Genomic DNA, 25,612 nt, shown 5'->3' with positions numbered 1-25,612 from the left:
TTGGGCTGTCTTAGGAGCGTAGTTTTTCTCCCAATTTAATCAAGAGATCTCCGAGCTCTTCTTTATTGACCTTAGCTTTGTCAACACCATCGGTCTTATCGTTGAGGGCGTCCTCTAGATCTGTGATTCTGATGTTGATGTCCGTGGTCATGGAATCGATAGACTGCATAAGTTCATTGCGGACCTGGTCTATATAGTCCTCCAGTTCCTTTTTGCGGTCTTGGATCTCTTGTTTCAGCGTGTGAAATTCGCTGTCGTATTGCTCAATATTCTCACCGAAAATGAGCTGTTTGATCGCCTCGATCTTTGAGCCAGAATCCATGGCCTCCTCTTGAGGTTTTGCGTTCTTTTGTTTAGCCATATGCTTAGGTTGAAAGGTAAAAGTACTAAAATTCGCTATTATTGGGGATCTGCGGCCTTTTTCATACAGTATTCTGCTTTTTCTACCATGGTGGTACTACCGCAGAAAAATGGCACGCGTTGGTGTAATTCTGTAGGTTCTATATCGAGGATTCTTCTAAAGCCATCGCTGGCCTTGCCACCAGCTTGTTCCGCCAAAAATGCCATGGGGTTGCATTCGTAGAGGAGGCGTAATTTTCCGTTGGGATTCTTTGCTGTGCTAGGGTACATATATATACCGCCTTTGATCATGTTTCTGTGAAAATCAGAAACTAGAGAGCCGATGTATCGCGAAGTGTAAGGGCGGTCGCCTTCTTCCATCTGGCAATATTTTATATAGTCCTTAACGCCCTGGGGAAAATGCACATAGTTCCCCTCGTTGACCGAGTAGATATTTCCCTCTTTCGGGAACTGCATGTTAGGATGCGATAGGTAATAGGTTCCAATGGCCGGATTCAAGGTAAACCCATTTACTCCGTGTCCGGTGGAATATACGATCATGGTAGAGGTTCCATAAATGATATAACCAGCTGCTACTTGTTTGTTTCCAGCCTGAAGAAAATCTTCTTGGGTCACCGGAGTTCCAACTGGTGTTACACGTCTGTAAATAGAAAAGATAGTACCCACAGAAACATTTACGTCGATATTAGAAGATCCGTCCAAAGGATCGATAAGCACAACGTATTTGTGTTGGTTGTTTGGATTACCGTCTTTAATGGCGATAAAATCATCTTCTTCTTCGCTGGCAATTCCGCAAACAATCTCGCGATTGGTCAGGGTTTTTATAAAGGCCTCGTTAGCAAACACGTCGAGTTTTTGCTGATCCTCTCCCTGAACGTTCATATCTCCTGCGGCGCCCAAAATATCTACAAGACCTGCTTTGTTAACCTCGTGATTGACCACTTTAGCTGCCAATCTTATGGAATTGATGAGTCTGGAAAGTTCACCGGAAGAGTATTTGAATTCACTCTGATTTTCAATGATGAATTCGCCCAGTGTTTGGTTTCTGATAGCCATGTAGGTAGTTGATGAGAATTTGAGGCAAATATCGTTAAAATTCACAAATAGCCCCGATATTTGTGGTATTACAAAAAGCTATACTATGATCCGCGAAGCGCGCAAAGAAGATGCCAGCGCCCTGTTGGCATTGATTAAGGAATTGGCTGTTTTTGAAAAGGAGCCCGATGCCGTTTTGATCGACGAGCAAACCTTGGTAAGGGAAGGCTTTGGCGAGCGACCTTTATTCAAGTGTTTTGTTGCCGAGGTGGATCAGCGCGTAGTGGGTATGGCGCTGGTCTATTTTAGATTTTCCACCTGGAATGGTCGTGGGCTTTATTTAGAAGATCTAATTGTTACCGAATCTATGCGCGGTAAAGGCTTAGGAAAGGCTTTGTTAGACCGAGTGATCCAGTTCGGAAAACAAGAAGATGTGGGCCGCATTGATTGGGTGGTACTAGACTGGAACCAATCAGCAATAAAACTATATGAATCTATTGGTGCCAACCTTTTGAAAGATTGGTACATAGCGCAAATGGACCGCAAAGCCATTGCAAATTATATTGAAAATCATGCGAATATTTAAATTCGGAGGCGCTTCTGTAAAAGATGCGACCGGAGTACAGAACTTAAAGAGAGTCTTAGAATATACGGGTAGTGAAGAGCTGGTTGTCGTGGTTTCTGCTATGGGTAAAACAACCAACGCTCTAGAAGCTGTCGTTACCGCATATTTTAAAAAGGACGGCTCTGTTAAGGAAGCCATTGCCCAATCCAAAAGCTATCACGAGTCTATTCTACAAGATTTGTTTCCGAATAAGAATCACCCCATCCACAAACAGATCGGTGATTTCTTTGTTGACATGGACGATTTTTTGAGCCATAACCGATCAGAAACTCATGCTTTTGTGTACGATCAGGTTGTGAGTTTTGGAGAGCTGATCTCGACCACCATTGTGGCAGCCTACCTCAATGAAAACGGACATCCCAATACTTGGTTAGATGTGCGTAGTTGTATAAAAACAGACAGTAATTATCGCGATCCGCGTGTAGATTGGCAACTCACTCAGGAGTTGATCAAAAAAGGGGTGGACCGCAAAGGGCTAACCATTACTCAGGGGTTTTTAGGCTCCGAAGTAAACAATAACTTTACTACAACCTTAGGGCGCGAAGGGTCTGACTATACTGCCGCTATCTTTGGATATTGCTTGGATGCAGAAAGTGTTACCATTTGGAAGGATGTGCCTGGGGTACTCAACGCAGATCCGCGCCATTTTACCAAGACACAATTGTTGAATCACATTTCGTACAGAGAGGCTATAGAACTTGCATTTTACGGAGCTTCGGTTATTCACCCTAAAACTTTACAACCTTTACAGCGCAAGGAGATCCCGCTATTTGTCCGCTCTTTCATTAAACCCGAAGATCCTGGTACCTGCGTGACCAAGGGACAAGCCTTAGACCCAATGGTGTCTTGTTTTATCTTAAAGCAAGACCAAGTATTGATCTCGTTGTCTTCTCTGGATTTCTCTTTTATGATGGAGGACCATATTGGCGAGGTGTTTAAGTTGTTGCATCAGTATAAGATGAAAGTGGAACTCATTCAGAATTCTGCTATCAGTTTCTCCGTGGTTGTGGACAACAAATTCAAAAAACTACCCGAATTGTTGGCCCATTTGCGCCAACACTTCAGTGTAACACATTACGAAGGGGTGACTCTTTATACTGTCCGCCACGCCAAACCAGAGGAAATCAAGGCTTTAGTAAAAGGTCAAAAGGTGCTCTTAAAGCAAGAAGCGCAGGAAACCGTTCAAGTGGTCATTGGGCAAAGTTAGATTCCCTATATTTGGGGGCAGTACTGCCATGGGATTAGTTAACGCAAAAGAAGTAGCCTCTGCCGTTGGGCTCAAAAAATTCGGTTTTTTAGGAACTTTTATGGGGTGGTCCCTGATGAAGATCCTCAAGATCGATACGCTTAACAAGATCTACAACAAGCACAAACACCTCAATGATCTGGAATTCGTAAGCTCTTTATTGGACGAGTTCGAGATAAAATTCGAGATCCCAGAAGAAGACCTCAAGCGCATTCCTAAAAACGGACCTTTCATTACCATTTCTAATCATCCTCTTGGTGGAATTGACGGGATATTGCTCCTCAAGCTGCTTTTAGAGATCCGTCCGGATTTTAAGATAATCGCTAACTTTTTATTGCACCGCATAGAACCGCTTAAACCCTATGTGATGCCAGTGAATCCTTTTGAAGACAGGAAGGATGTAAAGTCTAGTGTCACCGGATTTAAAAATGCGATCGGGCATCTACGAGACGGCCATGCCTTAGGAATTTTTCCGGCCGGAGAAGTTTCTACCTATAAGGATGACAAGCTTATGGTAGACAAACCTTGGGAAGTAGCTGCCATGAAGCTCATTCAAAAAGCAGAGGTGCCTGTAGTACCGATCTATTTCCACGCTAAGAATAGTAAGCTCTTTTATCGCTTGGCCAAAATGAGCGACACCTTGCGTACGGCTAAACTACCGTCCGAATTGCTAACCCAAAAAGAACGTCTTATAAAAGTGCGTATTGGGAATCCGATCTCAGTAAAAGATCAGCAGGAACACGAAAGTCTGGAGAACTTTACGGAATTCCTCCGCAGAAAAACATATGTATTGGCGAATCCTTTTCAGAAGAAAACGCTAATAGAAAGTATTCCAAAAACCTTAAAAATACCAAAGCCACCTAAAAAGATCGCTGGCCCGGCCTCTACAGAAGCTATGGCCAAAGAGGTCGCTCAGCTCACGGCAGACGATAAACGCTTGTTGCAGAGTAAGAACTACGAGGTATTTTTAGCGCAGGCAGAGAGTATCCCGAACATTTTGCAAGAGATAGGACGCCTTAGAGAGATCACTTTTAGAGAGATCGGGGAGGGCACCAATAACTCTACGGACTTGGATAAGTTTGACAGTTATTACCACCATATGTTCTTGTGGGATAACGATCAGCAGAAGCTAGTCGGTGCCTACCGCATGGGCTTGGGCTCTAAGATATTTGCAGAATACGGGATAGATGGCTTCTACCTGCAAGACCTCTTCCGTTTTGAACCAGAACTCTACCCGATGATGAGCAAGTCCATAGAAATGGGGCGTGCTTTCATTATAAAAGAGTACCAGCAAAAGCCAATGCCGCTCTTTTTGCTTTGGAAAGGGATAGTGCATACCACACTGCGTTTCCCGGAGCATCGTTATTTGATCGGCGGGGTTAGTATTAGTAATAAATTCTCTGATTTCTCCAAGTCGCTCATGATCGAGTTTATGAAATCGAACTATTACGACCCTTACGTGGCCCAGTATATCAATCCTAAAAAGGAATACAAGGTCAAGCTCAAAGATGCTGATAAGGACTTTATCTTCGATGAGACCGAAGCCGATCTGAACAAATTCGACAAGCTTATCGATGAGGTAGAACCGGGAAGTTTGCGATTGCCGGTGCTTATTAAAAAGTACATCAAGCAGAACGCCAAGGTGGTTGCCTTTAATGTAGACCCGCTGTTCAATAATGCCGTAGACGGGCTCATGTATATTCGAATCGCTGATCTGCCAGAAAGTACAGTAAAACCTGTTATGGAAGAGTTTCAAGCCGAGCTTGAAAAGAAGTACGGCTTGCGTTCGGAAGAAGAATAAACTGCTATAGCGGAAAAACCGCTAGAGGCTCTGCAATATTATACCCTTTGTTTATTACAGTTTTAAATGCTTCGGATTCATTTTGGAGCAGGGGATTGGTATGGTTAAAGTGAATAAAATAGACCTTGGCTCTTGTGGCTTGGTCTAAAGTATCAAACAAGGCCATACTTTCCTGTACAGAGGGATGTGGAATCTGACTCATATCCCGACCACCCAATTCGTCTCCGCTATAAAAGGTCGCGTCTAAAAAAGCGTAATCTACTTGCTTGACCCATTCAACTATAGACTGCTCCCACAAATGCCATTTGTCTATATCTGGGATGAATAAGGCAGATTTATTTGGCCCCTCAATGAAATAGCCAACAGTCTCGGAATACTCATCTCTATGGGGCACTTGCAGGGCGCTTACCCTAAGCTCCGAAGTCAATACAACTGCAGCGCTGTCAAGAGCCTTAAGTTCCACATTGTTGTTTTCTACCAAAGCACTCCAAGGAGCATTAGTTTTTAAAAAGTCCTGCATACGTGGCATGGTATACAAGGGGACACTTTTGGTGGAGGCAGCTTCCTTTCCTAGGTTGAGTAGGCCTGCGTAATGACCCATATGAGCGTGAGTTAAGAATATTCCCGCAGGAGTTGCCGGGCTACCCGCATTGGCCTTTTGCAACCAGGCCAATTGTTTGCTTATATCTGGAGTTGCTTCAAAAAGGTAGTTGGCTTGTGACTTCGGATCTATTAAGCCAAGACTAACCACAGCATCTAAAGGGTCTGGATTGGCTATTTTTTGTGCACAGCAAGATTTTTCACAGCCCAATTGCGGCGCGCCTGCGTCTTGCAGGTGTCCCAAGATCATGATGGCGGCCTGGTCCACAGCGGGAATCTCTATGCTATCTGCTGGGGCAGTGTTCTCGGCTTGCTTACATCCGCAGAGAAACAAAGAAAAAGAAAGGAAATAGAAAAACTTCATGCCTCAAGATAAGGCATTGTTTTAAAAGTGATCTGCAGCAAAGGCCGAAACGTAATCGCGGATCTCATCGCGGGCCTTGTCAAATGCTGCCATGGTGTCTTCTTCGGAGCCGACAAATTTAGAAGGGTCGTAAAAATTGTGATGCAATCTTTTGGCATTTGGCGCTGCAATAAAAGGGCAATTCTCGTAGGCGTGGTCGCAAACGGTAATAATATAATCCCAGTTAATACCATGATATTCGTCTACGTGATTGGAGGTGTGCCCTGTAATGTCAATGCCTGCACGCGCCATGGTGGCCACTGCCCCAGGGTTGAGCCCGTGGGTTTCTATACCCGCGCTGTACACCTGCGCCTTATCTGCCAGGGTTTTATTTAAAAAGCCATGAGCCATTTGCGATCTGCAACTATTGCCTGTGCATAAAACCAGGATATTTTTCATCTAGTCTATGTTATATCGTTTCTGTGTTCTAATAAAATATTGTCGTGCCATTTACCGTCTCGCTGGGCGATTCTTTCCCGCACACCCACTTGACGGAATCCGCATTGTTCGTGCAAATAAATACTGTGTCTGTTCTGGGCAAAAATACTAGCCTGGAGCGTCCAAAAACCAGCATTCTTACTAGCGATGACCAAGTGCTCTAGCAGTTTTCTGCCCACACCTTTACTGCGATAGTTTGCGGCGATGTAAATGGTGCTTTCTGCTACGCCGCGATACACTTCTCGCTTGGAAGCAGGGCTTAAGGCGCACCACCCAATTACCTCGCCATCTATCATGGCTACAAAGCGACAGGTTTTAAGGAATTTCTTCTTGAATTTCTTCCAATCGGGCACACTGGTCTCAAAAGTGGCAATACCCGTATCCAGACCGTCTTGGTAGATACGGGCTACCTCTTTGTAGTGTTTTTTCTTAAGTGCGCGAATTTCCATGACCTAACAACATCCACTCCCTGGACTGCAATTAGCTGCAGACACTTCGGCGGGCTCTGGCACACCACAAACATCTTTGGCTTTGCAATCTGTGGGTGCTACCGTTAATTTAAGAAGGAGCTGATTCTCCTTGATTTCGTAATCGTTAACAAATAGTTGCGCGGTGTGAAAAAGCGAGTTGCCGTATTCAAATCGCACAACAGCCTTTGTATCGTAAGCTCGCATACTGCCCACTTTCTTTAAGATTCCAAGGGCTTTATAAGCGCTCATGTATTCTGTTTTTCCTAATTCTTCTGGGCTTTCCCAAAGTTGGATCACAGTCTCGTTCCAGGCGTCGGCGCGAGCGCCGCAATCTACAGCGTCGATGACCACGTGTTTAACCTCTGTGATGTGATAGTTGGCGCCAACCAATTGGCCAGGGCTGTATTCAAAGAGCAGGGCGGCGTTTTTGTGCTGCTCTAGCAGTGTAAATAATTCTGATGTGTTCATATTTATATTATTAACAGCATTTGGCTTCCGTAGCTTCAAAGAATTCTTGAAAGAGTTCTTTTAGCAAAGTAAGTCTAGCCTTGTTGATAGTGTAATACTGACTCTTACCCTCGAATCGACTTTTTAGTAAGCCTGATTTTTTGATCACCTGCAAGTGTTGCGAGGTGGTTGGCTGAGACAGTCTGATCTTTTCCGCAATGTCTTTACATAAGCAGCCTTCACAGTCTCCTATATAATTAAGGATAGATATTCTTGCCGGATGCGAGATCACCTTGGCAAGGTCCGCTAGCTGATTGGTCTTTACAGAATGTATATGTCTTTTAGATGTTCCCATAATGTTATATTGCAATATTACGATAATATATCATAAAAACAATGCCTTTCGTTGAAAAAGGCATTGAGATTAAAAATAGATTAGAACCAAGGGCGCTTGTTTTCCTGATAGGTGTGATAGAATTCTGCGTCGGATTTGGTGAGGTAGATAATACCCTCGACTACAGTGATTACCCATATGGCCCAAGTCAACAGACCAAAAGAAATTACTCCCAGCACTAAGGTTCCTATAAGTAGCATGAGTCCTTCTTTGTTGTATCCGAGTACAAATTTATGCAGCCCTATACCGCCAAATACAAGGGCAAGTATACCAGCTAAGACACGCTTGTTGCTTTTGGACTCTTGTAATTCGTTCCAGCTTTCTTTTATGTTCTTCGCAGCTTCTTCTGCGGCATCGCCTGCTTTAGAGGCAGCCTCTTTCGCCTTTTCTGCGGCATTTTCGAAACCGTCAAAGATGTCGTCTGACTTTTTGTTTTCTGATTCGCTCATAATAGTGGTTGCTTTATCTAAAATTAGCAATTTTAAAGAAAAGCACTATCTATAGGTTCCCAAAGTTCAATCTTGTTTCCTTCATTGTCTAAGATCCAGCCAAACTTGCCGTAATCGTAAGTTTCCATTTCACCCACTACAGTAACGCCTTCTTCTTTTAGGGTCTTTAAAAGATTTTCCAGATCCGCAACACGGAAATTCATCATAAACTGTTTTTCACTGGGTTTAAAATATTGGGTGTCTTCTTTAAAAGGACTCCACTGCGTGCTGCAATCATTACCCTCTTTGTCTTTCCACCAAAAGGTACAGCCGTAGTCGTCGGTGTTTAAACCTAGGTGTTCGCGATACCATTGTTTAACAGCTTGTGGATCTTTGGTCTTAAAGAAGAATCCACCTAGGCCAGTTACTCGTTTTTCCATTTTAAGCTTTTCGTTTTAAAATTAATGCAGAGATCAGGGTAATGATCGCTCCTACAAACATGGCAATAAAGAACATCAGAACACCGAGCATTGGAGTGCTCCAGACTTCGGCTTCCACGCCTTGGGCTTGCATTTCCTTGGCGTAGTTTGTAGCCCAATCCGGATCAATGATACCGGTATAGATCATATCTGCGACAGCTATACCGAAAGATCCCATAGCACTTATACCCAGGCCTACCAAGACTGCGTTTCCAAAGCTTACACTACCATCATTGACACGGTCGCGATAGGCTTTGATTCCAAAATAGACCATAGAGAGTGCTATAATGATTCCGGCGTACCCTAGAATTTGACTGTTGCCTATTTCGAACTGTAGGGAAAGTAATAGGCTGATTCCAAAAAGGATCAAACCGGCAATTAGCGATCTGATTCCGTACTTAATAATTGTTGGTTTCATCTATTTAAAAATTTTTATTTTTTAGATAATCAAGCAAATAAAAATTATCTGCATAGATCAACCGCTTCGCTTTCGCACAAAAAATTTAATTATTCCAGCGGGTATACTAGTAATTAAATTTGTTTGTGCTCATTTCATGTTAGTTGATTTTAATGTTTGAACCTTAAATGCTTTCTTAAGAAAAGCGTGATTCAAAACTAGCGAGCCGGCTTCATTTACGACTCATACTAAAGTACCAAATTCGTATTTGATAGTATTGTAAGACTCCTACTTTGGTAGGATGCGTAGCTGCTGAGCCCTTGTGAGCGCTTCTGTTCTGCGTTTCGCATCAAGTTTAACCAGCAAGTTGGAAACATGGGTTTTTACCGTACTTTCTGAGACGAATAGGCGTTGACCAATCTCTTTGTTTGACAATCCATCGGATAAGGCTTCCAATACTTCTAACTCTCTTTTGCTGATTCCCAACTGCTCGATCTTCTGCAGATCTTGCTGCCAAGGTTCCTCTTTAGGCTTCGGACTTGAATAACGAGACACCCAAATGCCGATTCCGAGAAAGACCAAAGCGAGCAGGGCCAGTATCCATTCTGCTTTGTAATCGCTACTCACCCAAAGTAATTTGCTGGTTTGAAAGAGCAACATCAGCAAGATCACAATGGCGCCGAAAACAAGGATTATGCGTTTCATCTTTACTTAGGCCGGAAATTCATTCAGTATCTTATCGACTATGGTTTGGGCCAGTTTTTCTAAACTTTCAACCGTCCAACCTGCAATGTGCGGACTCAAAATCACTTGATCCATCTGCAAGAGTTCGGCCAATGCTGGGGGCATACTATCTGCTTCGAACAAAGATTCAAATGAACTCTTTTCGTATTCCAATACGTCTAAACCAGCACCGAGAACTTTGCCGTTCTTAAGGGCCTGAACCAGATCTGCTGTCACTACCGATTTACCTCGCGCCGTATTGATCAGAAAAAAGGGTTTGGCAAAAGCATTAATGAAATCTGTATTGACCATCTTATTGGTTAGCGGTGTCCATGGGGTGTGTAGACTTAGCACATCTACTTCTTGTTGCAAGGTTTTTAGATCCACCTGCTCGGCATTGGCATCGCCCACATTAGGTAGAATATCATAACACAAAACCCGACAGTCGAACCCGCGAAGCTTTCTTGCAAAAGCTTTGCCCATATTGCCATATCCTATAATGCCCACAGTGCGATAGTCCAGTTCTAAGCCGCGATTGGCCTCTCTGTTCCATTGCCCTTGTTTTATCTGCTGATGCGCAGCAAAGAGTTTGTTTAAAAGTGCTAGCAGCATCCCTAGGGCATGTTCACCTACAGCATTGCGGTTGCCTTCTGGTGCCGAGAAGAGTTTAATACCTCTAGCCTGTGCATAGTCCAGATCTATACTCTCCATACCCGCGCCAACACGAGCTACAAACTTCAATTGTTTAGCGGCTTGGAGGAACTCGCGATCTACAGTGATACGACTTCGTAGCACCACGCCATCAAACTGTTCAATAACTGCTAGGGTCTTTGCTCTGTCATAATTGAAACCTTCGACATTCTCGTGCCCTGCCGCATTTAGCTGGGCTATTAGCAAAGGATGATTCTTGTCTAGATGAAGAATTTTCAAAGCTTAGATCTTAGGGTACGAGGTTTGGGTCTTTTCGTGAACGACCTCCCCGGTGTGTTTGGTACTCAGTTTTTCAAACAGTAGCAATTGAACTTCTTGTCCGTCTATGGTCTTGGGGCAGTGTTCTACGCCTTTAGGTACTACAATGATCTCGCCTTCTTGGACAGTTTCTACTCGGTCTCTAAAGTGCATCTTAAGGGTGCCTTTTTGCACGTAGAATAATTCGTCTTCGTCTTGGTGAGCATGCCAAACAAATTCTCCGCTTATCTTGGCCAAAAGCACTTGCATGTCATCTACAACGGCAATTTGATGCGGATGCCAATGATCACTGAATTTACCGAGCTTTTCTTTTATGTTGATAGGCTTACTCATCCACAAACAAATTACAAATTTCCTCTGGAATAGCTGTTGGTTTCTTGCTGTCTGCTCTGAGTAGGCACCACAAGGTTTTCGCTTGAACCAACAACTTTCCGCTGTTCTGGTTATAGATCTCGTACTGTCTTTCCGATCGGACACCAGCATTACTCGAAACCCAAGTCTTAAGACACAATTGATCTCCAAGAACTGCCTGCGCTTTGTACTGGATCTCGTGTTTGAGCACGAACCAAACGTATTCATTCAGCAGCTGGTTTGTGGCATTGCGAGACCAGTGCTTTTCTGCAGCCTCTAAACACCATTCGAGATAAACGAGATTATTTACGTGATTTTGCGCATCGATATGTTCTGATGCTACGGTAACCGTGAATTCAAAAACCTGAGGTTTCAAAACTGAAGGATAAGCTTGGAAAGATAAAAGAACAAAAAGATACCAAAGATGTCATTACTCGTGGTAATGAAAGGGCCTGTGGCTATTGCAGGGTCAATGCCGCGCTTGTCTAAAATGATGGGTACAAAGGTTCCAATAAGGGCTGCAATGATGATCACCGAAAGCATAGAAACGGCAATGGTTAGACTAAAGGCGGTAGAATAACCCATAATTGCACCAAAGACCATAACCAAAGCTCCTAAAGCAATTCCGTTGATAAGGCTTAGGCCTACTTCTTTTAAAAGTCGACTCCACAAACTCCCTTTTACAATATCATTGGCCAAACCTTGTACGATGATCGCACTTGATTGTACTCCTACGTTTCCGGCCATCGCCGCAATAAGTGGCGTAAAGAAGAACAAGGCTTTCACTTGTGGGTCTGCCATAAGGTCTTCAAAATCCTCTAAGATGAAAACCGAAGCCAACCCCCCAAATAAGCCTAAAACCAACCAAGGTAAACGGGCTTTGGTGAGTTCTAAAATAGAGTCATCGGCTTCTACTTCTTGGGTAATACCTGCCGCCAACTGGTAGTCTTTTTCGGCTTCCAGTTTTATAAAATCTACAATATCATCAATGGTGATTCTTCCGAGTAATTTGTGATCTTCATCGACCACTGGAATGGCTTCCAGGTCGTATTTGTTCATAATACGCGCCACTTCTTCTCCGGTGCGATCTACAAAGACAAAATCTACTCTGGGAATATAAATATCGCTGATCTTGGCTTTTTCTGGAGCCGTCAACAGATCTTTTAAAGAAAGTCGCCCAATGAGTTTTTCGTTCTTGTCCACCACGTAAATGGAATGTACTCGGGTCACATTCTTAGCCTGTCTACGCATTTCTCTAACACAGCCTGCAATGGTCCAGGTGTCTTTTACACGAACCAATTCCTTGGCCATAAGACCTCCGGCACTGTTCTCGTCATAAGAGAGAAGTTCACGGATCTCTTGAGCGTGCTTCTCGTCTTTGATCTCGTCGATCACCTCTTCTACAATGGCGTCATCGAGTTCTGCGATTACGTCGGCTGCGTCATCAGTGTCCATCTCCTCGAGCTCCTCGGCGATCTCCTTGGGCGAGAGTTTGTCCAGTAGGTCTTCACGCAGATCCTCGTCCAACTCCATAAGGGCGTCAGAAGTAGTTTCTGAATCTAAAAGTCGGAGTAGGTAAGTAGCGTCCTCCAGATCTAAGGCGTCCAGAACCTCAGCGATATCCGCATAGTGGAAATCACTCATCAATTCAAGGAGTTGAGTATCTTGGGTTGCGGCTATGTGCTCTTGAACCTGGTCGATTAACTCATCAGAGATCTGAAAGGCCATCTTGCGCTATTTTTTGAGTGAGTTCGACAAATTCCGAAACTGACAGGCGTTCCGGACGAAGCTCAAAGATAGCATCTTCTTTCAACTTATCGGACAAATCAAAGGATTTTAAGCTGTTGCGAAGGGTTTTACGACGCTGGTTAAAGGCTGTCTTTACGACTTTGAAAAACAAGGTTTCGTCGCAGGCCAATTTGTAATCAGGTTTACGTCGCATGCGCAATACGCCGCTATCTACTTTAGGAGGCGGATTGAATACACCCGGTGGCACCGTAAAAAGATATTCGGTTTCGTAAAAAGCCTGAGCGAGTACGGAGAGAATACCGTAGGTCTTATTCCCCGGACCTTGGCAAATTCTTTGCGCTACTTCTTTTTGAAACATACCCGAAAATTCGAGTACCTGATCGCGATGCTCTAGGGCTTTGAATACGATCTGCGAAGAGATATTATAAGGGAAGTTCCCAATAATGCCAATTTGGGCGTCTCCAAAATAAGTAGCCAGTTCTGCCTTTAAAAAATCGGCCTCAACTACCTTTAGATTAGCTTGCAAAAAGGAGGCATTCAAGTATTCGATAGACTCCGTATCGACGTCCATCGCGGTGATGGGTTTTCCGGTTGCTACCAAGAACTCGGTCAGTACTCCTGTTCCAGGGCCTATCTCCAAAGCCAGATCAAATCCATCGAAGGAGAGGGTCTCACTGATCTTTCTAGCAATGTTCTTGTCTACCAAGAAATGCTGGCCAAGATGCTTCTTAGGTCTAACCGGACCACTCATCAGTGTTCGCTTACTATTTCCAATTCTGTTCTAAAGGCTACAAATTTACCTTCAAAAGGTTTGCTTTGCGCCCGCATACGCTCCGCATCTTCCGTATAATAACGCTTAAGGGTTTCCGCGCTGTCTGCGGTGTATTGCACCGAGTAAGTGATACCGCCCATTTCTTCTTCTACCATAACGCGGGTCATAAGGGCTTTGGTGAATTTTCCAGTGGCAAGCATTTCCGGAATATGCTCTTCGCGCATCCAGTGGAGCCATTGCTGCTGAATGGATTCGTCTATATTGATGGTAACGTTGTAGATGATCATAGGGTAGACGCCTTAATTTATGGTGTCGCCACGCAAACTGCGGTAGCGCTTTCTTGCGTCTACAAAGTAAATACTATCTGAGAAATTAAAGACGATCTGCTCGTAAAATTCCTTGGCCTTTTCGGGTAGCGCCAATTGCTTTTCGTAGAGTTGTCCGAGCAGAAAATAGGCATCGTCCGCTAAAATATCTTCTTTGAATAATGCAATGATGGTCTTGTAATCGGCTTCTGCCTTTTCATAGACTCCTAAGGCTGTATATAGTTTAGCGCGCCTTAGTAAGGCCTCGTCCTCTATGGCTTCTCCTTTGTGGTTTTCTAAAATCTCGCTCAGTAAACGCACCGCTTCGTTATTTTTATTCTGAAGGCTCAAAAGGTCGGCCTTGGCGAATTTGCGCAGAGCGGTCTGGGTGCTGTCTTCTACAGAATTGTCGCTAATAAGTAAACTGAGTTCCATGGCATCATTGGCTATGAGTTGCGAAGTGGACTTTTTAAGTACGTCCAATTGTATCTGAGACCATTTGAAATCGCCTTTGAAGTAACTAGTTCGCGCCACCTTAAAACGAGCCTCTTGAGCTAGGATATTCCCTTGAACCTGCTTTTGTATTTGCGAATAATAGATCAAAGCCTGATTGAATTTTTGCGTGTAAACGAGTATGTCTGCGAGTTTCATGCGCACTCGAGCCTTTTCAAAACGGTTGAGGTCTGTGTCGGCCAAAACCTTGAGGTTCAAAATCGCGGTTTCAGGTTGCTGTTGTTTAAAGGCGATAAAGTCGTTATAGGCGATCTGAAGCGCGTATGTGCGTGTGCTTAGACCGTATTTCTCAAAAACCTTATCGAATTCTTGATTTACCTTTTTTAAGTCGGATACTGTTTTGACAATTACCCCTAAGCGTTTTTCTTCTGCGTCGAGTTGCTCTTCTAAAATAGCGCTGTTGGCTATGATATATTCCAAGATCTCCAAGGAGATATCGTACTCTCCTTCTTCTTCTGTAATACCTGCCAATAATGAAAGATGCTCTAAAGTTTCGCCTTTGCGCTTATATATTGCCTTTTCCTGATTAAAGGATTTGCGAAACTCTTTTTGCTGCACATAGAGCCAACTCAAGAGTTCATTGTACATCAAGTTCGGGTCTTGCTGAATCCGCTTTATCAGGGTTTTTCTAAAGACCACATTGGCCTGGTTGGCAGGGTCTTCTGTGATGAACTGGGTGAGACTTCTTTTGGTGTAAGAGCCGTAACCCGGTTTGGATTCCATAAGGTTCAAATAGGCATCGAACATCTTTTCGTAGTTCTGCAATTCTCCGTAAATGCGAGAAAGCTGCAGGTAAAAATCTGCATTTGGGTTGAGCTCCATGCCCTTTTCATAAGACTTAACAGCCCATTCTAAGAGTCCGTAGCGATCAAAAGTGTCTCCAATGAATCGCGCGTAATTGGGTTGCAAGGCAAGTTCGTCTACTGCCAGCTGGTAAAAGGCCTTGGCCTCCTCCGGTCGGTTTTGCAATTCGAAATTGTATCCAATGTCTACTGATAGCTGCGGATAAGGGCCATAAGCTTCTGCACGGCCGGCAAGCAAAGTTCCGGCTGTCTCATAATTTTCCAACTGCTGATGGGTAGCCACAAGCGCCTTAAAAATATCGAGTCTTCTGGGGTTCTTGTCGTACAAGGTCTGATAGATTCTCAGGGCCTTGTCGTATTTGCCTTCGTCAAAATAAGTTTTGGCCAAGGCATCGTTCTGCCCAAAACTAGCAAGGGGCAGTACAAACAGCAGTATGAACAAGTAATTGCGCACTTTTGTAAAGATATCAATTGAGTTCTTAAAGCCGCGTTAAGGATGCCAAATAAATTAATAGCAGCCCAGGGTGAGATCGGCTTTAAACTCATCCACCTACTTCAAAAAGCAAGCCAGAATGTTTATTGGATCGTGTCGAATCCGCAGTAAGGAACTAAGACCTCAGGGATCTTTATCCCATCTTCGGTCTGATAATTCTCAAGGATACTCGCCAAAATACGCGGTAAGGCCAAGGCACTACCGTTAAGCGTATGGGCCAATTCGTTCTTGCCTTCGGCATTTTTAAAACGCAATTTCATGCGGTTGCTCTGAAAGGTCTCGAAATTCGAGACAGAAGACACCTCCAACCAACGATCTTGGGCGGTAGAGAATACCTCGAAATCGTAAGTTAGGGCACTGGCAAAGGTCAGATCCCCTCCGCAGAGTCTAAGAATGCGATACGGGAGACCAAGTTCTTCTAAGAGCACCTTTACATGAGCAAGCATTTCTTCTAAGGCCTGGTAAGAACGATCTGGATGTTCTATGCGAACAATCTCCACTTTGTCAAACTGATGCAGGCGATTCAAACCTCTAACATGGGCGCCATAAGATCCGGCTTCGCGTCTAAAGCAAGGGGTATAACCCGTACAGGCTATAGGCAGGTCCTTGGCATTGAGCAAGTCGCCTCTAAACAAGTTGGTCACAGGCACTTCTGCCGTTGGGATCAAATACAGATTGTCTCCTGTAACGTGATACATTTGTCCTTCTTTATCGGGCAAACTTCCCGTTCCAATACCCGAAGCTTCGTTTACCAAGTGAGGCACCTGGTATTCGGTATAACCGGCTTCTATATTCTTGTCTAAGAAATAACTGATAAGCGCACGCTGCAAACGAGCTCCTTTGCCAATATAGACCGGAAATCCGGCTCCTGTTACTTTGTTTCCGAGTTCAAAGTCTATCAGATTGTATTTTTTGGCTAACTCCCAGTGAGGAAGCGCTCCTTCGTGTAAGCTAGGAATGGTCCCATGACGCTCGGTCTCTACATTGTCTTCATCACTGCTACCTTCTGGCACCGCTTCGTTGGGAATATTGGGAAGCGTAAACAGCAATTCCTGCAGCTTATCTGCCGCGGTGTTGAGTTGTTCTTGTAGTGTTTTAGACTGCTCCTTGAGTCCGGCGGTTTTTTCTTTTAACAGGTTGGCTTTTTGTACTTCGCCACTTTTGAACAACTGCCCGATCTCTTTAGAAAAAGTGTTGGATTGGGCCAGAGTTTCATCCAGCTCAGCCTGCGTTTTTCTGCGGAGCTCATCGGCTTTTAGCACTTCTTCTATAATGGGCATAGCGTCCAAACCGCGTTTGGCCAAGGCTTTGGCAAAGCGGTCTTTGTGTTCGCGAATTTCACTAACCTGTAACATGAGTTCTGTTTGAATTAGGCCCCAAATTTAAACATTACGGCCTAGTTATCACAGCGGAAACGCTAAATAATACGGGCTATTTACTGGTCTTGTAGCAAGGAGTTTATTGCTCGCTTGGAGTGGGTCTGGGCTGGGTAAAATTCTCTGGTGCGGGCAAAATCCAAGGATTGTGTTTAATGTGGTCCCAAGATACTGCTGCTAGGTCTACCTTCTCATCGATTAGCAGATGGTAATCACCGGCATTGACTTTAATGCGTACCGTGGCATAGACCTCCACATCTTTGCCCTTATCTTTTTCTATCTGATGGATGCGTTGCGCAAGTTGCCAAATAAAGTCGGGCTTGGTCCTGAAAGAGCGGTATTGTTTTTTACTCAGCAGGTCTTTGTAGTTGTAGGCGATTTTCTTTTTGTTCGGATCGGCCTTATCGACAATATAGTAAATGACCCGCCCGGATTTGGTCCGCAGCATCATCCGCCAAGAGAGTCGATGACCTTCTTCTGTCCACAAAACAGGCTCAGCAATAAACCAATGTCTTAAAGGCAATGCAAATTGAATTATCAGATAGACGGCCAAAGCAGTTGTGGTAAAGGCAGCAGTTTTTGGAAGTCTTACCTCGTTGCCTTGGTAAACATCTTCTTTGGGCATGAATCGTTTTACCAGCGTTTCGCTAGAGAAAAAGAAGAGGGCAAAAGCGATTGACATATACGGGAAGATCCCAATGTGAAATACTGCGGAATTGAACAGGTGAAAGAACAGCGATAAGCCAAAGGCCAACCAACGGGTCTTGCGCCAGAGGTACATCGGAATCACCAAAAGGTCAAAGAGAATTCCAAAATAAGCCATGCCTAAATGAACCCAAGGCAGTTGTAAAAAATCGCCAATGAGCCAATAATGCGCCTTGCCTCGCATAAAGATCCGAGTCACTGTTCCGTCTAACCAGTCGGGATAAATTTTTGCGACAGCCGCGTAGGTAAATACAATTAAGAGCTGGCCAACAACTAAGACAGATACCCAACGGGGCATGCTTATACTTTTGCGCTGCGGATTCAACTTGGCGTCTAAAGACATTCTGCCTGCAGCGGGTAACAAGACCATCATCCAAGTAAGCAGCATCATTAAATAATAATGATTGTTATAAGACGATTTTTGCATCAGGTAGACACAGGTCCACATCAAGGCGTAGCCAGCCATGCTCCAGCGGTATTTGTAGCCGAGCATAACGAGAATTCCAAAGACACCCATCACCGCAAAGTAGATATACATACCGTTTCCGGGCAGGGGTTGTAAGAAATCGAATCCGATAAAATTGAAAGTGAACTCCGGTTCTACCAAAGTTCTTTTAACCCAGCCAGTAGCTATAGCTCCGTAAGCTTCGACTGCGAGTAAGAACCCGAAGGCAATGCGAAACAAGACCAGTCCGGCATTGTCTACACGTGTAAAAAGGTAGTTATTGACGCGATCTAACATAGGCCTTTGCAATTTTCTGATCTTCCGCTATGGCTGCGATAAGTTCGGCAGTAGATCCGAAACGTTGCTCGTCGCGTATGCGCGAGAGCAATTCGATCTGCAGTTTACGCCCATAAAGGTCGCCGTCAAAGTCCATAAAATAGGTCTCTATGCTGGTAGTTTCGCCGCCAACAGTAGGGTTGGTTCCTATGTTCATAAGCCCGTAAACAGAAGTGTCGTCTATTTCGCTCTTTACGATATAAACCCCATTTTTAGGGATGAGTTTGTAGTTTTCTTCCACCTCCAAATTGGCCGTAGGGTAACCCAAGGTTCTCCCCAGACCACGTCCTTTGGTGATAGTGCCTGTAAGTGTGAAGGGATCGACCAAGTAGGTGTTTGCTGTGTCCAGATCGCCGTCTAAAAGTGCTTTTCTGATCTTGGTAGAACTCACGGTTATCTCGTCAACCTCTTGAGCACTTACCTCTTCAACTTCGAAGCCAAACTCTTGACCAAATCTTCTGAGGTCTTTTACATCGGCGCGTCTATTGCGTCCGAAGCGATGATCATAGCCTATGATCACTTTTTTAGCCTGAAGCTGATTGACCAAGATCTGTTGTACAAAATCTTCTGCGCTCATACGCGAAAAAGACTTGGTAAAAGGTTCTATGACCAAATGGTCAATGCCAACGCTTTCAAGTAATTGTTGGCGTTCTGCTATGGTTTGAATGAGTTTGATGTCCACATCCGGTTGTAAGACCATTCGCGGATGCGGAAACATAGTAAAGATCACAGACTCGCAACCCATAGCTCTTGCGCCGTCGGTGAGTCTTTTAAGCAATACTCTGTGCCCGGCATGTACGCCGTCAAAGGTCCCTATGGTAACTACCGTTTGGGTCTGTCCTTCAAAATCGCTTGCCGAGGCGTAGGTTTGCATCTTATTTACCGTTAAAGTTGTTCATGGTGTGATCCATTCCCGCGAGGGCAAAGGATTCTATCGCATCAGCGCTAATGGGTAAGCGCTCTTTAAGTGCGTTTTGTTCGTCTTCGGTCCACTCGCTGAGCACATAATCCACTTGTCTGCCCTTAGAAAATTTATCACTGATCCCAAATCGGAATCGGTTGTAAGAGGTAGTATTTAGCGTGGCTTGAATGTCTTTAAGACCGTTGTGACCTCCGTCTGACCCTTTTTTCTTTAATCGGATGCTACCAAAAGGCAGGTTTAAATCGTCGGTAATGACCAATAGATTCTCTAGAGGAACCTTTTCCTGTTTGAGCCAATAGCTCACCGCCTTGCCGCTTAGATTCATATAGGTGCTCGGTTTGAGCAAGATCAGTTGACGGCCCTTGATGCGGAACTTGGCAATATCACCTAATTTCTTAGACTCGAAAGTGGCCTCATGTCTGAGCGCCAGGGCATCTGCAACCGCAAAGCCAATATTGTGTCTGGTGTTGTCGTATTTGGGTCCAATATTACCCAAACCCACAATTAGAAATTTCTTCATGGGATCTTGCTCGGGCTCGCTAGGAGCGTCTAATCCAAAAAGTCGCTTTAAAAATGCGAGCATCCTTTTTTTTGTAAAAATAAAAAGAGTCCGCTTAAATTGATAACCAAGCGGACTCTTTTATATGTTCGTGAACTAGAAGATCTATTCTTCGGCAGGAGCTTCTGCAGGAGCATCTGCTGCTTCCGCACCTTCTTCTGCGTCTTCATCTTCGTCTTCGTCCGCTTCGTCAACAGCGTTACGAGAAGTTCTCACCTGTACAACAACAGTGTTGTCTGGGTGCATGATGGTGTAAGCATCGTCTGTCAATGCAGTAACATAAAGCTTGTTACCAATACGCAACTCAGTGATGTCTGCCTCGATATAATCTGGCAAGTTAGCTGGGATAGCTTTCACACGAAGTTTACGGTTTACAAAACGAAGTACCCCTCCATTACGTACACCACGAGAGTTACCTACCAGACGTACAGGAATATTCATAGTGATTTCCTTGTCGTCGAAGATCTGGTAAAAATCGATGTGCAGGATACGATCAGTTACCGGGTGGAACTGAATGTCTTGCAATACAGCATTGATGTTTGTGCCGTCTTCTAGCGCAATCACAACTGTGTGTACGTCTGGAGTGTACACCAAGTCTTTGAACGCTAATTCTGGCGCTGAAAAGTGAATCGGTGTTTCTCCTCCGTATACTACGCAGGGAACCTTTCCAGCATTACGTAAGGCTTTGGTAGCTACCTTGCCCACGCTTTCTCTTTGAGATCCGTTAATTGTAATTGACTTCATTTACTTAAAAATTTTGTGCTCCTGAAATGAACTTCGCAAAAATTTTCTGCGTAAATCAACCGCTTCGCTTTCGCGCAAAAAATTTACATTTTTTCAGTTGACAAGCAGAAAAAATAAATTTATTTCCGCTCATTTCATTTGCAATTATTTGCATGTGGTTAACCACGATAAGTGGAAAACGGCTGCAAATATCCCAAATTTTTTTGGTAGCTGAAAGTAAATCCGACTTTTTTTACAATGCCTTAAAGGCTTATTCTCTGCGGATTACATCAAGAATTTAGAACTGATAGAACTGTTGGTGTTCACACTTTGCATTACAGAGGCAAAAAGTGGCGCACAACTCAACACACGAAGCTTTGGAGATTGCTGTCTGAGTGGAATAGTGTCGGTTACGATAAGTTCTTCCAATTGTGAGTTCTCTAAACGCTCATAGGCCTGTCCGGAAAGGATAGGGTGAGTACAGATAGCTCTTACACTTTTGGCGCCGCGTTCCATCATAAGATCGGCAGCTTTGGTGAGGGTTCCGGCAGTGTCTACCATATCGTCTACCAAGACTACATTCTTGCCTTCTACATTACCTATGAGTTCCATGTGAGAGATCACATTGGCCTTGGCGCGTTGCTTGTAGCAGATCACTACATCACTTTCTAGGGCTTTAGAATAGGCGTAGGCTCGTTTAGAACCTCCCATATCTGGAGAAGCAATAGTAAGCTCGTCTAAGTTGAGCTGTTTTAAATAGGGTAAAAAGATGGTCGAGGCAAAAAGGTGATCCACTGGTTTTTCAAAGAACCCTTGGATCTGGTCTGCGTGGAGGTCCATGGTAATGATACGCGTTGCCCCAGCAGCCTCCAACATTTTAGCCACCATTTTAGCCGCGATAGGAACTCTCGGCTTGTCTTTTCTGTCTTGACGTGCCCAACCAAAGTAAGGAAGTACAGCCGTGATATGTCTTGCAGAAGCGCGTTTTGCAGCGTCACACGTGAGCAGCATTTCCATCAGGTGGTCCGAAGGTGGAAAAGTAGAGCCGATTATAAATACACGTGCTCCGCGAACCGATTCCTCAAAAGAGGGTTGAAACTCCCCATCTGAATAGGTGGAGGTGATCACATTCCCTAATGGCTCGCCAAATTGCTCGGCAATTTTTTCAGCGAGTTCTTGACTTTGTTTACAAGCAAAAATCTTGGGTTGAGGAACAGCTCCAGGCATATTTTTGTGGGTGTATTAGTTGGTGGTCACAAAGGTAAAAAAATCACAAAATCATCCCGAATATTTTTAGCCCTAATATTTGGCAATTAATTGAACATTTTATGTATTTTTGCCGTCCCGATAAGCCTTGGTGGCGGAATTGGTAGACGCGCTGGATTCAAAATCCAGTTCTTTCGGGAGTGTGGGTTCGATTCCCACCCAAGGTACAATGAACCACAAAAAATGTGGAAATTCGAGCGAGCTTCAAAAAAGAAGCTCGCTTCTTTTTTGGAGTAATGCGATGTGTTTCCTTTTGTGGTTCTCAACAGTGCCGTGAAGGGAACAACCGCTTCGCGGTTGAATCCCACTGAGCGGTGCTGTTGTTGGAACATTTGTGAAACAAATGAATCCCACAAAGCGAGTGTTGATGCCTCGCAAAACAATCCCAAAACAAGCTGTTGTTTACAATTCTGTTTTCCGCTAACTTCACTCCATGCATATCATTGAACAACTCATTGAAGGTTCAGGTTCTTTCAGTCCAATAAACTATGTTGAAGACGACGAAAGATTTGATCAAATCGGTCGGCTTTCTGCCGATAGTCTCAATGTTCCTTCTGACAAACTAGTGATTTTAGAACCTTTTGAGAATGATTACTATTATCTGTGGCAGGCTCAAGCTTTAGAATCGGGTGCTTTTTATCTCTTTATATCAAATAAGTATTTCGAAGATTTAGAGCATCGGGAGCAAACTTTAGAACAAGTGCAAAACAATATAAAGATTTGTAGGTCTTGAACCCCACCCCGCGCCAAGGATTGAGCGGCCTGTTTAAGCTATCCCGCCTATGGCGGGAAGCGAGTAGCGAAAGCCTGGTCGTGCAGCGACCATGGTCTGCTGCACGGGGCGCCCAAAAAACCAAACATTACAGAATAAAGCTATTGTCAAAAATGGCAAGCGTGCTCAACACAATTAACAGAAGTTTATCAGCTAATGGCAAAACCTTAACGCCTAAGGGTGGTATCTTTATTGAAAATCAATTTGTTATGAAATATTTGTTGTTGGGGTTGCTGTTATGCCTGCCCAATTTGAGTTTAGCACAAAGGGAACTTTCCATGAGTGAAGTGACTAGCAAACGCGAACTCCCTATGAGTGCGACCTACGGGAATTCCGATTCTGGCATGTATCGATATTATGCTAAAGGAGAAAAAGAACCATTTACCGGTATTCTATTTGGTAGGTATGAAAATGGTCAATTGTCTTCTTGGCAAGAATATGTTGATGGTCTGGGGCAAGGCAGATGGATCAATTACTACGAGAACGGAAACAAAAAAGAAGAAGGTACTTACAATCAAAATAGAGTAGAAGGCCCAATTAAGAAATACAATCAGGACGGAACCCTTGCAGCTGTTGGAACCTATAAAAACTGGCGCATTCGTACTGGAGAATGGACCTTCTATAAAACCGATGGAACGATAGATTACCTTAAAGACTACGGAGACAAGGGCAGTATAGAAGAGGTTAAACAGTACTACAAACGCGGCGAAATTCCTTATAGCTGGTATGCGAGCATACTAAAAGAAAACGGATTCTCTTTAGAATAAAACTCAAAAGCCCAGCGACGCTGCGGCCAACATAGCATTTGCGAAGTTGGCATGCGAGTGAGGAGTTGTAACCAAGAGCGCGGTCGTGCAGCGACTATGGTCTGCTACACGGGGCGTCCAAATAATTAAAAATTTGAAACTCGACCTTATAGCTTCTCTATGATCTGATTTATCAGATCTGTTGAGGCACTGTAATCCACGCCCGTTTGTTTGCCGATCTCTATGGCGTCTTTAGCGCGCTTTAAGGCTTCGGTGTACTTTCCTGTTTTAAAGAGTAGTGCCGCATGGGTGTCTACGTTGTGGTAGTTCTCATCTAAAGCTATAGATCTGTTTACCCAACCAATGGCTTCTTGTAATTTGGCCTGATCATTTACGTTTTCATAATAACTCCACGCCAGACTGTTCAGATCGCTTGAATTATTCCAGATAAAACCAATGTCGTTTATGCGCCCAGATTCAACCAATTTGTAGGGCGTGATCTGGAAGCTGACCAAGGCATCGCTTATGTAACCGTTTATCATATAAATAACTAGCGGAGCAGAGGAGACATTAAAGATATTGTCGAGTCCTCGGGAGCTGCCACCAAGATTGGCGTGAAAGTTTAGAGATTTGGTCCAATTGCGGTGGTAACCCTTGTTGAGCACACCGTCACGACGGTCTTTTGCGTCTACGTTTATGGTAATGAGATTGAGCATAGACAAATCACAGCTGTGGTATCGGTTTATCAAATCGATACAAGGCGCGCACCATTCTCCGCTCCAAGTGATTATTAGGGTGGGAATACTTCTGTCTAAATTGTATTCTGAATACAGATCACTGATGGCTACGGTCTTGTTGGTATTCAGGTCGGTAATGTTTGCGTCTATTTGCGCAATAGTACTTGAGGTAAGTGCAATAAAAAGAACGAGGAGTAATTGTTTGATTTTCATAGGGATGGTTATGCGTTAGTTTTTTGTTTGGTTTGACGATCCTATTTGTGAGATTTTTACCAATAAACTCAACAGCAAAGAATCAGCACTGAAAATATAAATAATTTCAGTGTGCTCTACAAATGAGTTACAGGCCGTTAGGCTGTCCGAGCAAATTGTTATCTTGTAGCTATGTCGATCTATCAGCAGCATTTAGAGAACTACAAGGCTACCAAGTTTGCCAATCGCGGGCAACTGGATACTATTATGGCGGTGAAACATCATATTGACAAGCACTATCAAGAAGAGCTGAATTTAGATGTGCTGTCTACAGAAGGGTTTGTGTCCAAATTCCATATGTTGCGACTTTTTAAAAAGTATCACGGACAAACTCCGAGTCAATATTTAACGGACAAACGCTTGGAAAAAGCAAAAGAACTGCTCAAAAGTGGAGCTTCGGTAACCGAGACATGTTTTGCAGTTGGCTTTAAATCTTTAGGGTCTTTCAGCGCACTTTTTAAACGTAGGAACAGCATTAGTCCGAAGGAATTTCAAAAAAGAGCAATTTTAAAGAAGTAATTGTATTGCCGATTCTAGAATTTGCAGTCCAACTAAAAAGACCACCAGATGAAAGTAACCGTAATAAGTATTCCAGTAAGAGATCAGCAAAAGGCCTTAGAATTCTATACCCAGAAGCTAGGGTTCATTAAAAAACTCGACATTCCACTCAACGAAACAGACAGGTGGTTGACCTTGGTGTCGCCAGAAGATCAGGACGGGGTTCAGCTGGTGTTGGAACCAGCTCCGGTTCATTTTGAACCAAGCCGTGTATACCAAGATGCGCTTATGGATGCCGGTTATCCCTACACCCAGTTCGACGTTGAGAACGTACAAGAAGAGTATGATCGCTTGTTGGGCTTAGATGTTGAATTCAGTGTGGCGCCTACCGAGATGGGCACGGTGAAGATTGCGGTGTTTAACGATACCTGCGGTAATAATATTCAGTTGGTGGAATACTTGTGATATTCTTTG

At 44.0% G+C, this 25,612-nt stretch carries 32 protein-coding genes and 1 tRNA gene; 8 read left to right on the top strand and 25 right to left on the bottom strand.

Translation table 11 applies throughout. The features are described 5' to 3' along the window. Nucleotides 1-10: 10 nt before the first annotated feature. Nucleotides 11-361 (bottom strand): fructose 1,6-bisphosphatase, encoded by a 351-nt coding sequence (locus BTO09_RS04675; protein WP_087523659.1) that lies wholly within the window; start codon nt 359-361, stop codon nt 11-13. Between the two features lie 38 nt (nt 362-399). Next, nucleotides 400-1,416, bottom strand: coding sequence for a class 1 fructose-bisphosphatase (fbp, locus tag BTO09_RS04670; protein ID WP_087523658.1), 1,017 nt, complete (start codon nt 1,414-1,416; stop codon nt 400-402). Between the two features lie 85 nt (nt 1,417-1,501). Here fbp and BTO09_RS04665 point away from each other — a divergent pair, with 85 nt between their 5' ends. From BTO09_RS04665 to BTO09_RS04655, 3 genes are read left to right on the top strand one after another with little or no spacing between them, the layout of a single operon-like run. Then, nucleotides 1,502-1,981, top strand: coding sequence for a GNAT family N-acetyltransferase (locus tag BTO09_RS04665; protein ID WP_087523657.1), 480 nt, complete (start codon nt 1,502-1,504; stop codon nt 1,979-1,981). After that, complete coding sequence (locus tag BTO09_RS04660) at nt 1,968-3,227, top strand: aspartate kinase (protein WP_087523656.1); 1,260 nt, start codon at nt 1,968-1,970, stop codon at nt 3,225-3,227. The genes BTO09_RS04665 and BTO09_RS04660 overlap by 14 nt, the downstream gene beginning before the upstream one ends. A 28-nt stretch (nt 3,228-3,255) precedes the next feature. Further along, a complete protein-coding gene (locus BTO09_RS04655; RefSeq protein ID WP_087523655.1) occupies nt 3,256-5,067 on the top strand; it encodes a lysophospholipid acyltransferase family protein in 1,812 nt (603 codons plus the stop codon). Nucleotides 5,068-5,071: 4 nt separating this feature from the next. Here the strand turns inward: BTO09_RS04655 and BTO09_RS04650 are convergent, their stop codons facing one another. From BTO09_RS04650 to BTO09_RS04545, 22 genes are all read right to left on the bottom strand, one after another. Beyond that, nucleotides 5,072-6,031, bottom strand: coding sequence for an MBL fold metallo-hydrolase (locus BTO09_RS04650; protein WP_087523654.1), 960 nt, complete (start codon nt 6,029-6,031; stop codon nt 5,072-5,074). A gap of 21 nt (nt 6,032-6,052) precedes the next feature. Beyond that, entirely contained in the window at nt 6,053-6,469 is a 417-nt protein-coding gene (locus BTO09_RS04645) for an arsenate reductase ArsC (protein WP_087523653.1), read from the bottom strand. A 5-nt stretch (nt 6,470-6,474) separates the two neighbouring features. Then, a complete protein-coding gene (locus tag BTO09_RS04640; RefSeq protein WP_087523652.1) occupies nt 6,475-6,957 on the bottom strand; it encodes a GNAT family N-acetyltransferase in 483 nt (160 codons plus the stop codon). A 3-nt stretch (nt 6,958-6,960) separates the two neighbouring features. Next, nucleotides 6,961-7,446 (bottom strand): DUF6428 family protein, encoded by a 486-nt coding sequence (locus tag BTO09_RS04635; RefSeq protein WP_087525486.1) that lies wholly within the window; start codon nt 7,444-7,446, stop codon nt 6,961-6,963. A gap of 10 nt (nt 7,447-7,456) precedes the next feature. Next, the gene (locus BTO09_RS04630) at nt 7,457-7,780 is read right to left on the bottom strand and encodes a helix-turn-helix transcriptional regulator (protein ID WP_087523651.1); all 324 of its coding nucleotides are present in this window, start codon (nt 7,778-7,780) and stop codon (nt 7,457-7,459) included. An 80-nt stretch (nt 7,781-7,860) separates the two neighbouring features. Beyond that, nucleotides 7,861-8,268, bottom strand: a complete 408-nt coding sequence (locus BTO09_RS04625; RefSeq protein WP_087525485.1) for a TM2 domain-containing protein — start codon at nt 8,266-8,268, stop codon at nt 7,861-7,863. Between the two features lie 32 nt (nt 8,269-8,300). Then, nucleotides 8,301-8,687 (bottom strand): VOC family protein, encoded by a 387-nt coding sequence (locus BTO09_RS04620; protein WP_087523650.1) that lies wholly within the window; start codon nt 8,685-8,687, stop codon nt 8,301-8,303. 1 nt (nt 8,688) lies between these two features. Further along, on the bottom strand, nt 8,689-9,144 hold the full coding sequence (locus BTO09_RS04615) for a DUF4199 domain-containing protein (protein WP_087523649.1): 456 nt from the start codon (nt 9,142-9,144) through the stop codon (nt 8,689-8,691). A 267-nt stretch (nt 9,145-9,411) separates the two neighbouring features. Then, nucleotides 9,412-9,828, bottom strand: a complete 417-nt coding sequence (locus BTO09_RS04610; RefSeq protein ID WP_087523648.1) for a response regulator transcription factor — start codon at nt 9,826-9,828, stop codon at nt 9,412-9,414. A 6-nt stretch (nt 9,829-9,834) separates the two neighbouring features. Then, nucleotides 9,835-10,776 carry a 2-hydroxyacid dehydrogenase gene (locus BTO09_RS04605; RefSeq protein WP_087523647.1) on the bottom strand — a complete coding sequence of 314 codons (942 nt, stop codon included), beginning with the start codon at nt 10,774-10,776 and terminating at the stop codon, nt 9,835-9,837. A gap of 3 nt (nt 10,777-10,779) precedes the next feature. Continuing rightward, entirely contained in the window at nt 10,780-11,148 is a 369-nt protein-coding gene (locus tag BTO09_RS04600; protein WP_087523646.1) for a cupin domain-containing protein, read from the bottom strand. Continuing rightward, the gene (locus BTO09_RS04595) at nt 11,141-11,542 is read right to left on the bottom strand and encodes a thioesterase family protein (protein ID WP_087523645.1); all 402 of its coding nucleotides are present in this window, start codon (nt 11,540-11,542) and stop codon (nt 11,141-11,143) included. The genes BTO09_RS04600 and BTO09_RS04595 overlap by 8 nt, the downstream gene beginning before the upstream one ends. Further along, nucleotides 11,539-12,894 carry a magnesium transporter gene (mgtE, locus tag BTO09_RS04590; protein WP_087523644.1) on the bottom strand — a complete coding sequence of 452 codons (1,356 nt, stop codon included), beginning with the start codon at nt 12,892-12,894 and terminating at the stop codon, nt 11,539-11,541. Before mgtE ends, BTO09_RS04595 begins: the two co-directional genes overlap by 4 nt. Then, complete coding sequence (gene rsmA, locus BTO09_RS04585; RefSeq protein WP_087523643.1) at nt 12,875-13,666, bottom strand: 16S rRNA (adenine(1518)-N(6)/adenine(1519)-N(6))-dimethyltransferase RsmA; 792 nt, start codon at nt 13,664-13,666, stop codon at nt 12,875-12,877. The genes mgtE and rsmA overlap by 20 nt, the downstream gene beginning before the upstream one ends. After that, nucleotides 13,666-13,974 carry a DUF4286 family protein gene (locus BTO09_RS04580; protein WP_087523642.1) on the bottom strand — a complete coding sequence of 103 codons (309 nt, stop codon included), beginning with the start codon at nt 13,972-13,974 and terminating at the stop codon, nt 13,666-13,668. Before BTO09_RS04580 ends, rsmA begins: the two co-directional genes overlap by 1 nt. A 12-nt stretch (nt 13,975-13,986) precedes the next feature. After that, a complete protein-coding gene (locus tag BTO09_RS04575; RefSeq protein WP_087523641.1) occupies nt 13,987-15,762 on the bottom strand; it encodes a tetratricopeptide repeat protein in 1,776 nt (591 codons plus the stop codon). Nucleotides 15,763-15,884: 122 nt separating this feature from the next. Next, complete coding sequence (gene serS / locus BTO09_RS04570) at nt 15,885-17,156, bottom strand: serine--tRNA ligase (protein WP_087523640.1); 1,272 nt, start codon at nt 17,154-17,156, stop codon at nt 15,885-15,887. A 103-nt stretch (nt 17,157-17,259) separates the two neighbouring features. Further along, a complete protein-coding gene (locus BTO09_RS04565) occupies nt 17,260-18,624 on the bottom strand; it encodes an HTTM domain-containing protein (RefSeq protein ID WP_087523639.1) in 1,365 nt (454 codons plus the stop codon). After that, nucleotides 18,605-19,537 carry a bifunctional riboflavin kinase/FAD synthetase gene (locus BTO09_RS04560; RefSeq protein WP_087523638.1) on the bottom strand — a complete coding sequence of 311 codons (933 nt, stop codon included), beginning with the start codon at nt 19,535-19,537 and terminating at the stop codon, nt 18,605-18,607. The genes BTO09_RS04565 and BTO09_RS04560 overlap by 20 nt, the downstream gene beginning before the upstream one ends. A gap of 1 nt (nt 19,538) precedes the next feature. Beyond that, complete coding sequence (gene pth, locus BTO09_RS04555; RefSeq protein WP_087523637.1) at nt 19,539-20,168, bottom strand: aminoacyl-tRNA hydrolase; 630 nt, start codon at nt 20,166-20,168, stop codon at nt 19,539-19,541. Nucleotides 20,169-20,249: 81 nt separating this feature from the next. Then, nucleotides 20,250-20,888, bottom strand: coding sequence for a 50S ribosomal protein L25/general stress protein Ctc (locus BTO09_RS04550; RefSeq protein ID WP_087523636.1), 639 nt, complete (start codon nt 20,886-20,888; stop codon nt 20,250-20,252). Between the two features lie 264 nt (nt 20,889-21,152). Then, the gene (locus BTO09_RS04545; RefSeq protein WP_087523635.1) at nt 21,153-22,094 is read right to left on the bottom strand and encodes a ribose-phosphate pyrophosphokinase; all 942 of its coding nucleotides are present in this window, start codon (nt 22,092-22,094) and stop codon (nt 21,153-21,155) included. Between the two features lie 124 nt (nt 22,095-22,218). Between BTO09_RS04545 and BTO09_RS04540 the strand changes: the two genes are divergently transcribed. The 3 genes from BTO09_RS04540 (at nt 22,219) to BTO09_RS04530 (ending at nt 23,672) form a co-directional block, all read left to right on the top strand. After that, nucleotides 22,219-22,300, top strand: a tRNA-Leu gene (locus tag BTO09_RS04540). 266 nt (nt 22,301-22,566) lie between these two features. After that, nucleotides 22,567-22,866, top strand: a complete 300-nt coding sequence (locus tag BTO09_RS04535; protein ID WP_087523634.1) for a hypothetical protein — start codon at nt 22,567-22,569, stop codon at nt 22,864-22,866. A 248-nt stretch (nt 22,867-23,114) separates the two neighbouring features. Further along, nucleotides 23,115-23,672 carry a toxin-antitoxin system YwqK family antitoxin gene (locus tag BTO09_RS04530; protein WP_157663422.1) on the top strand — a complete coding sequence of 186 codons (558 nt, stop codon included), beginning with the start codon at nt 23,115-23,117 and terminating at the stop codon, nt 23,670-23,672. Between the two features lie 146 nt (nt 23,673-23,818). Here the strand turns inward: BTO09_RS04530 and BTO09_RS04525 are convergent, their stop codons facing one another. Then, entirely contained in the window at nt 23,819-24,601 is a 783-nt protein-coding gene (locus BTO09_RS04525; protein WP_087523632.1) for a tetratricopeptide repeat protein, read from the bottom strand. Nucleotides 24,602-24,772: 171 nt separating this feature from the next. Between BTO09_RS04525 and BTO09_RS04520 the strand changes: the two genes are divergently transcribed. Both BTO09_RS04520 and BTO09_RS04515 read left to right on the top strand, forming a co-directional pair. Beyond that, on the top strand, nt 24,773-25,159 hold the full coding sequence (locus tag BTO09_RS04520; RefSeq protein WP_087523631.1) for an AraC family transcriptional regulator: 387 nt from the start codon (nt 24,773-24,775) through the stop codon (nt 25,157-25,159). Between the two features lie 48 nt (nt 25,160-25,207). After that, on the top strand, nt 25,208-25,603 hold the full coding sequence (locus tag BTO09_RS04515) for a VOC family protein (RefSeq protein WP_087523630.1): 396 nt from the start codon (nt 25,208-25,210) through the stop codon (nt 25,601-25,603). The last annotated feature ends 9 nt before the right edge of the window (nt 25,604-25,612 follow it).

The sequence above is a fragment of the Gilvibacter sp. SZ-19 genome, from assembly GCF_002163875.1.
GTDB lineage: Bacteria > Bacteroidota > Bacteroidia > Flavobacteriales > Flavobacteriaceae > Gilvibacter.
This window is presented reverse-complemented; position numbering and strand designations above follow the sequence as displayed.

What these genes read in the sequence shown, in the direction of transcription:
- BTO09_RS04525 (WP_087523632.1), bottom strand. Translation starts at nt 24,601, where the DNA reads ATGAAAATCAAACAATTACTCCTCGTTCTTTTTATTGCACTTACCTCA.
- BTO09_RS04620 (WP_087523650.1), bottom strand. Translation starts at nt 8,687, where the DNA reads ATGGAAAAACGAGTAACTGGCCTAGGTGGATTCTTCTTTAAGACCAAA.
- BTO09_RS04515 (WP_087523630.1), top strand. Translation starts at nt 25,208, where the DNA reads ATGAAAGTAACCGTAATAAGTATTCCAGTAAGAGATCAGCAAAAGGCC.
- pth (WP_087523637.1), bottom strand. Translation starts at nt 20,168, where the DNA reads ATGCTCGCATTTTTAAAGCGACTTTTTGGATTAGACGCTCCTAGCGAG.
- BTO09_RS04610 (WP_087523648.1), bottom strand. Translation starts at nt 9,828, where the DNA reads ATGAAACGCATAATCCTTGTTTTCGGCGCCATTGTGATCTTGCTGATG.
- BTO09_RS04545 (WP_087523635.1), bottom strand. Translation starts at nt 22,094, where the DNA reads ATGCCTGGAGCTGTTCCTCAACCCAAGATTTTTGCTTGTAAACAAAGT.
- fbp (WP_087523658.1), bottom strand. Translation starts at nt 1,416, where the DNA reads ATGGCTATCAGAAACCAAACACTGGGCGAATTCATCATTGAAAATCAG.
- BTO09_RS04600 (WP_087523646.1), bottom strand. Translation starts at nt 11,148, where the DNA reads ATGAGTAAGCCTATCAACATAAAAGAAAAGCTCGGTAAATTCAGTGAT.
- BTO09_RS04645 (WP_087523653.1), bottom strand. Translation starts at nt 6,469, where the DNA reads ATGAAAAATATCCTGGTTTTATGCACAGGCAATAGTTGCAGATCGCAA.
- BTO09_RS04565 (WP_087523639.1), bottom strand. Translation starts at nt 18,624, where the DNA reads ATGTTAGATCGCGTCAATAACTACCTTTTTACACGTGTAGACAATGCC.
- BTO09_RS04660 (WP_087523656.1), top strand. Translation starts at nt 1,968, where the DNA reads ATGCGAATATTTAAATTCGGAGGCGCTTCTGTAAAAGATGCGACCGGA.
- BTO09_RS04630 (WP_087523651.1), bottom strand. Translation starts at nt 7,780, where the DNA reads ATGGGAACATCTAAAAGACATATACATTCTGTAAAGACCAATCAGCTA.
- BTO09_RS04530 (WP_157663422.1), top strand. Translation starts at nt 23,115, where the DNA reads ATGAAATATTTGTTGTTGGGGTTGCTGTTATGCCTGCCCAATTTGAGT.
- BTO09_RS04560 (WP_087523638.1), bottom strand. Translation starts at nt 19,537, where the DNA reads ATGCAAACCTACGCCTCGGCAAGCGATTTTGAAGGACAGACCCAAACG.
- BTO09_RS04625 (WP_087525485.1), bottom strand. Translation starts at nt 8,268, where the DNA reads ATGAGCGAATCAGAAAACAAAAAGTCAGACGACATCTTTGACGGTTTC.
- BTO09_RS04580 (WP_087523642.1), bottom strand. Translation starts at nt 13,974, where the DNA reads ATGATCATCTACAACGTTACCATCAATATAGACGAATCCATTCAGCAG.
- BTO09_RS04675 (WP_087523659.1), bottom strand. Translation starts at nt 361, where the DNA reads ATGGCTAAACAAAAGAACGCAAAACCTCAAGAGGAGGCCATGGATTCT.
- BTO09_RS04615 (WP_087523649.1), bottom strand. Translation starts at nt 9,144, where the DNA reads ATGAAACCAACAATTATTAAGTACGGAATCAGATCGCTAATTGCCGGT.
- BTO09_RS04640 (WP_087523652.1), bottom strand. Translation starts at nt 6,957, where the DNA reads ATGGAAATTCGCGCACTTAAGAAAAAACACTACAAAGAGGTAGCCCGT.
- BTO09_RS04550 (WP_087523636.1), bottom strand. Translation starts at nt 20,888, where the DNA reads ATGAAGTCAATTACAATTAACGGATCTCAAAGAGAAAGCGTGGGCAAG.
- BTO09_RS04520 (WP_087523631.1), top strand. Translation starts at nt 24,773, where the DNA reads ATGTCGATCTATCAGCAGCATTTAGAGAACTACAAGGCTACCAAGTTT.
- BTO09_RS04535 (WP_087523634.1), top strand. Translation starts at nt 22,567, where the DNA reads ATGCATATCATTGAACAACTCATTGAAGGTTCAGGTTCTTTCAGTCCA.
- serS (WP_087523640.1), bottom strand. Translation starts at nt 17,156, where the DNA reads ATGTTACAGGTTAGTGAAATTCGCGAACACAAAGACCGCTTTGCCAAA.
- BTO09_RS04655 (WP_087523655.1), top strand. Translation starts at nt 3,256, where the DNA reads ATGGGATTAGTTAACGCAAAAGAAGTAGCCTCTGCCGTTGGGCTCAAA.
- BTO09_RS04650 (WP_087523654.1), bottom strand. Translation starts at nt 6,031, where the DNA reads ATGAAGTTTTTCTATTTCCTTTCTTTTTCTTTGTTTCTCTGCGGATGT.
- mgtE (WP_087523644.1), bottom strand. Translation starts at nt 12,894, where the DNA reads ATGGCCTTTCAGATCTCTGATGAGTTAATCGACCAGGTTCAAGAGCAC.
- BTO09_RS04665 (WP_087523657.1), top strand. Translation starts at nt 1,502, where the DNA reads ATGATCCGCGAAGCGCGCAAAGAAGATGCCAGCGCCCTGTTGGCATTG.
- rsmA (WP_087523643.1), bottom strand. Translation starts at nt 13,666, where the DNA reads ATGAGTGGTCCGGTTAGACCTAAGAAGCATCTTGGCCAGCATTTCTTG.
- BTO09_RS04635 (WP_087525486.1), bottom strand. Translation starts at nt 7,446, where the DNA reads ATGAACACATCAGAATTATTTACACTGCTAGAGCAGCACAAAAACGCC.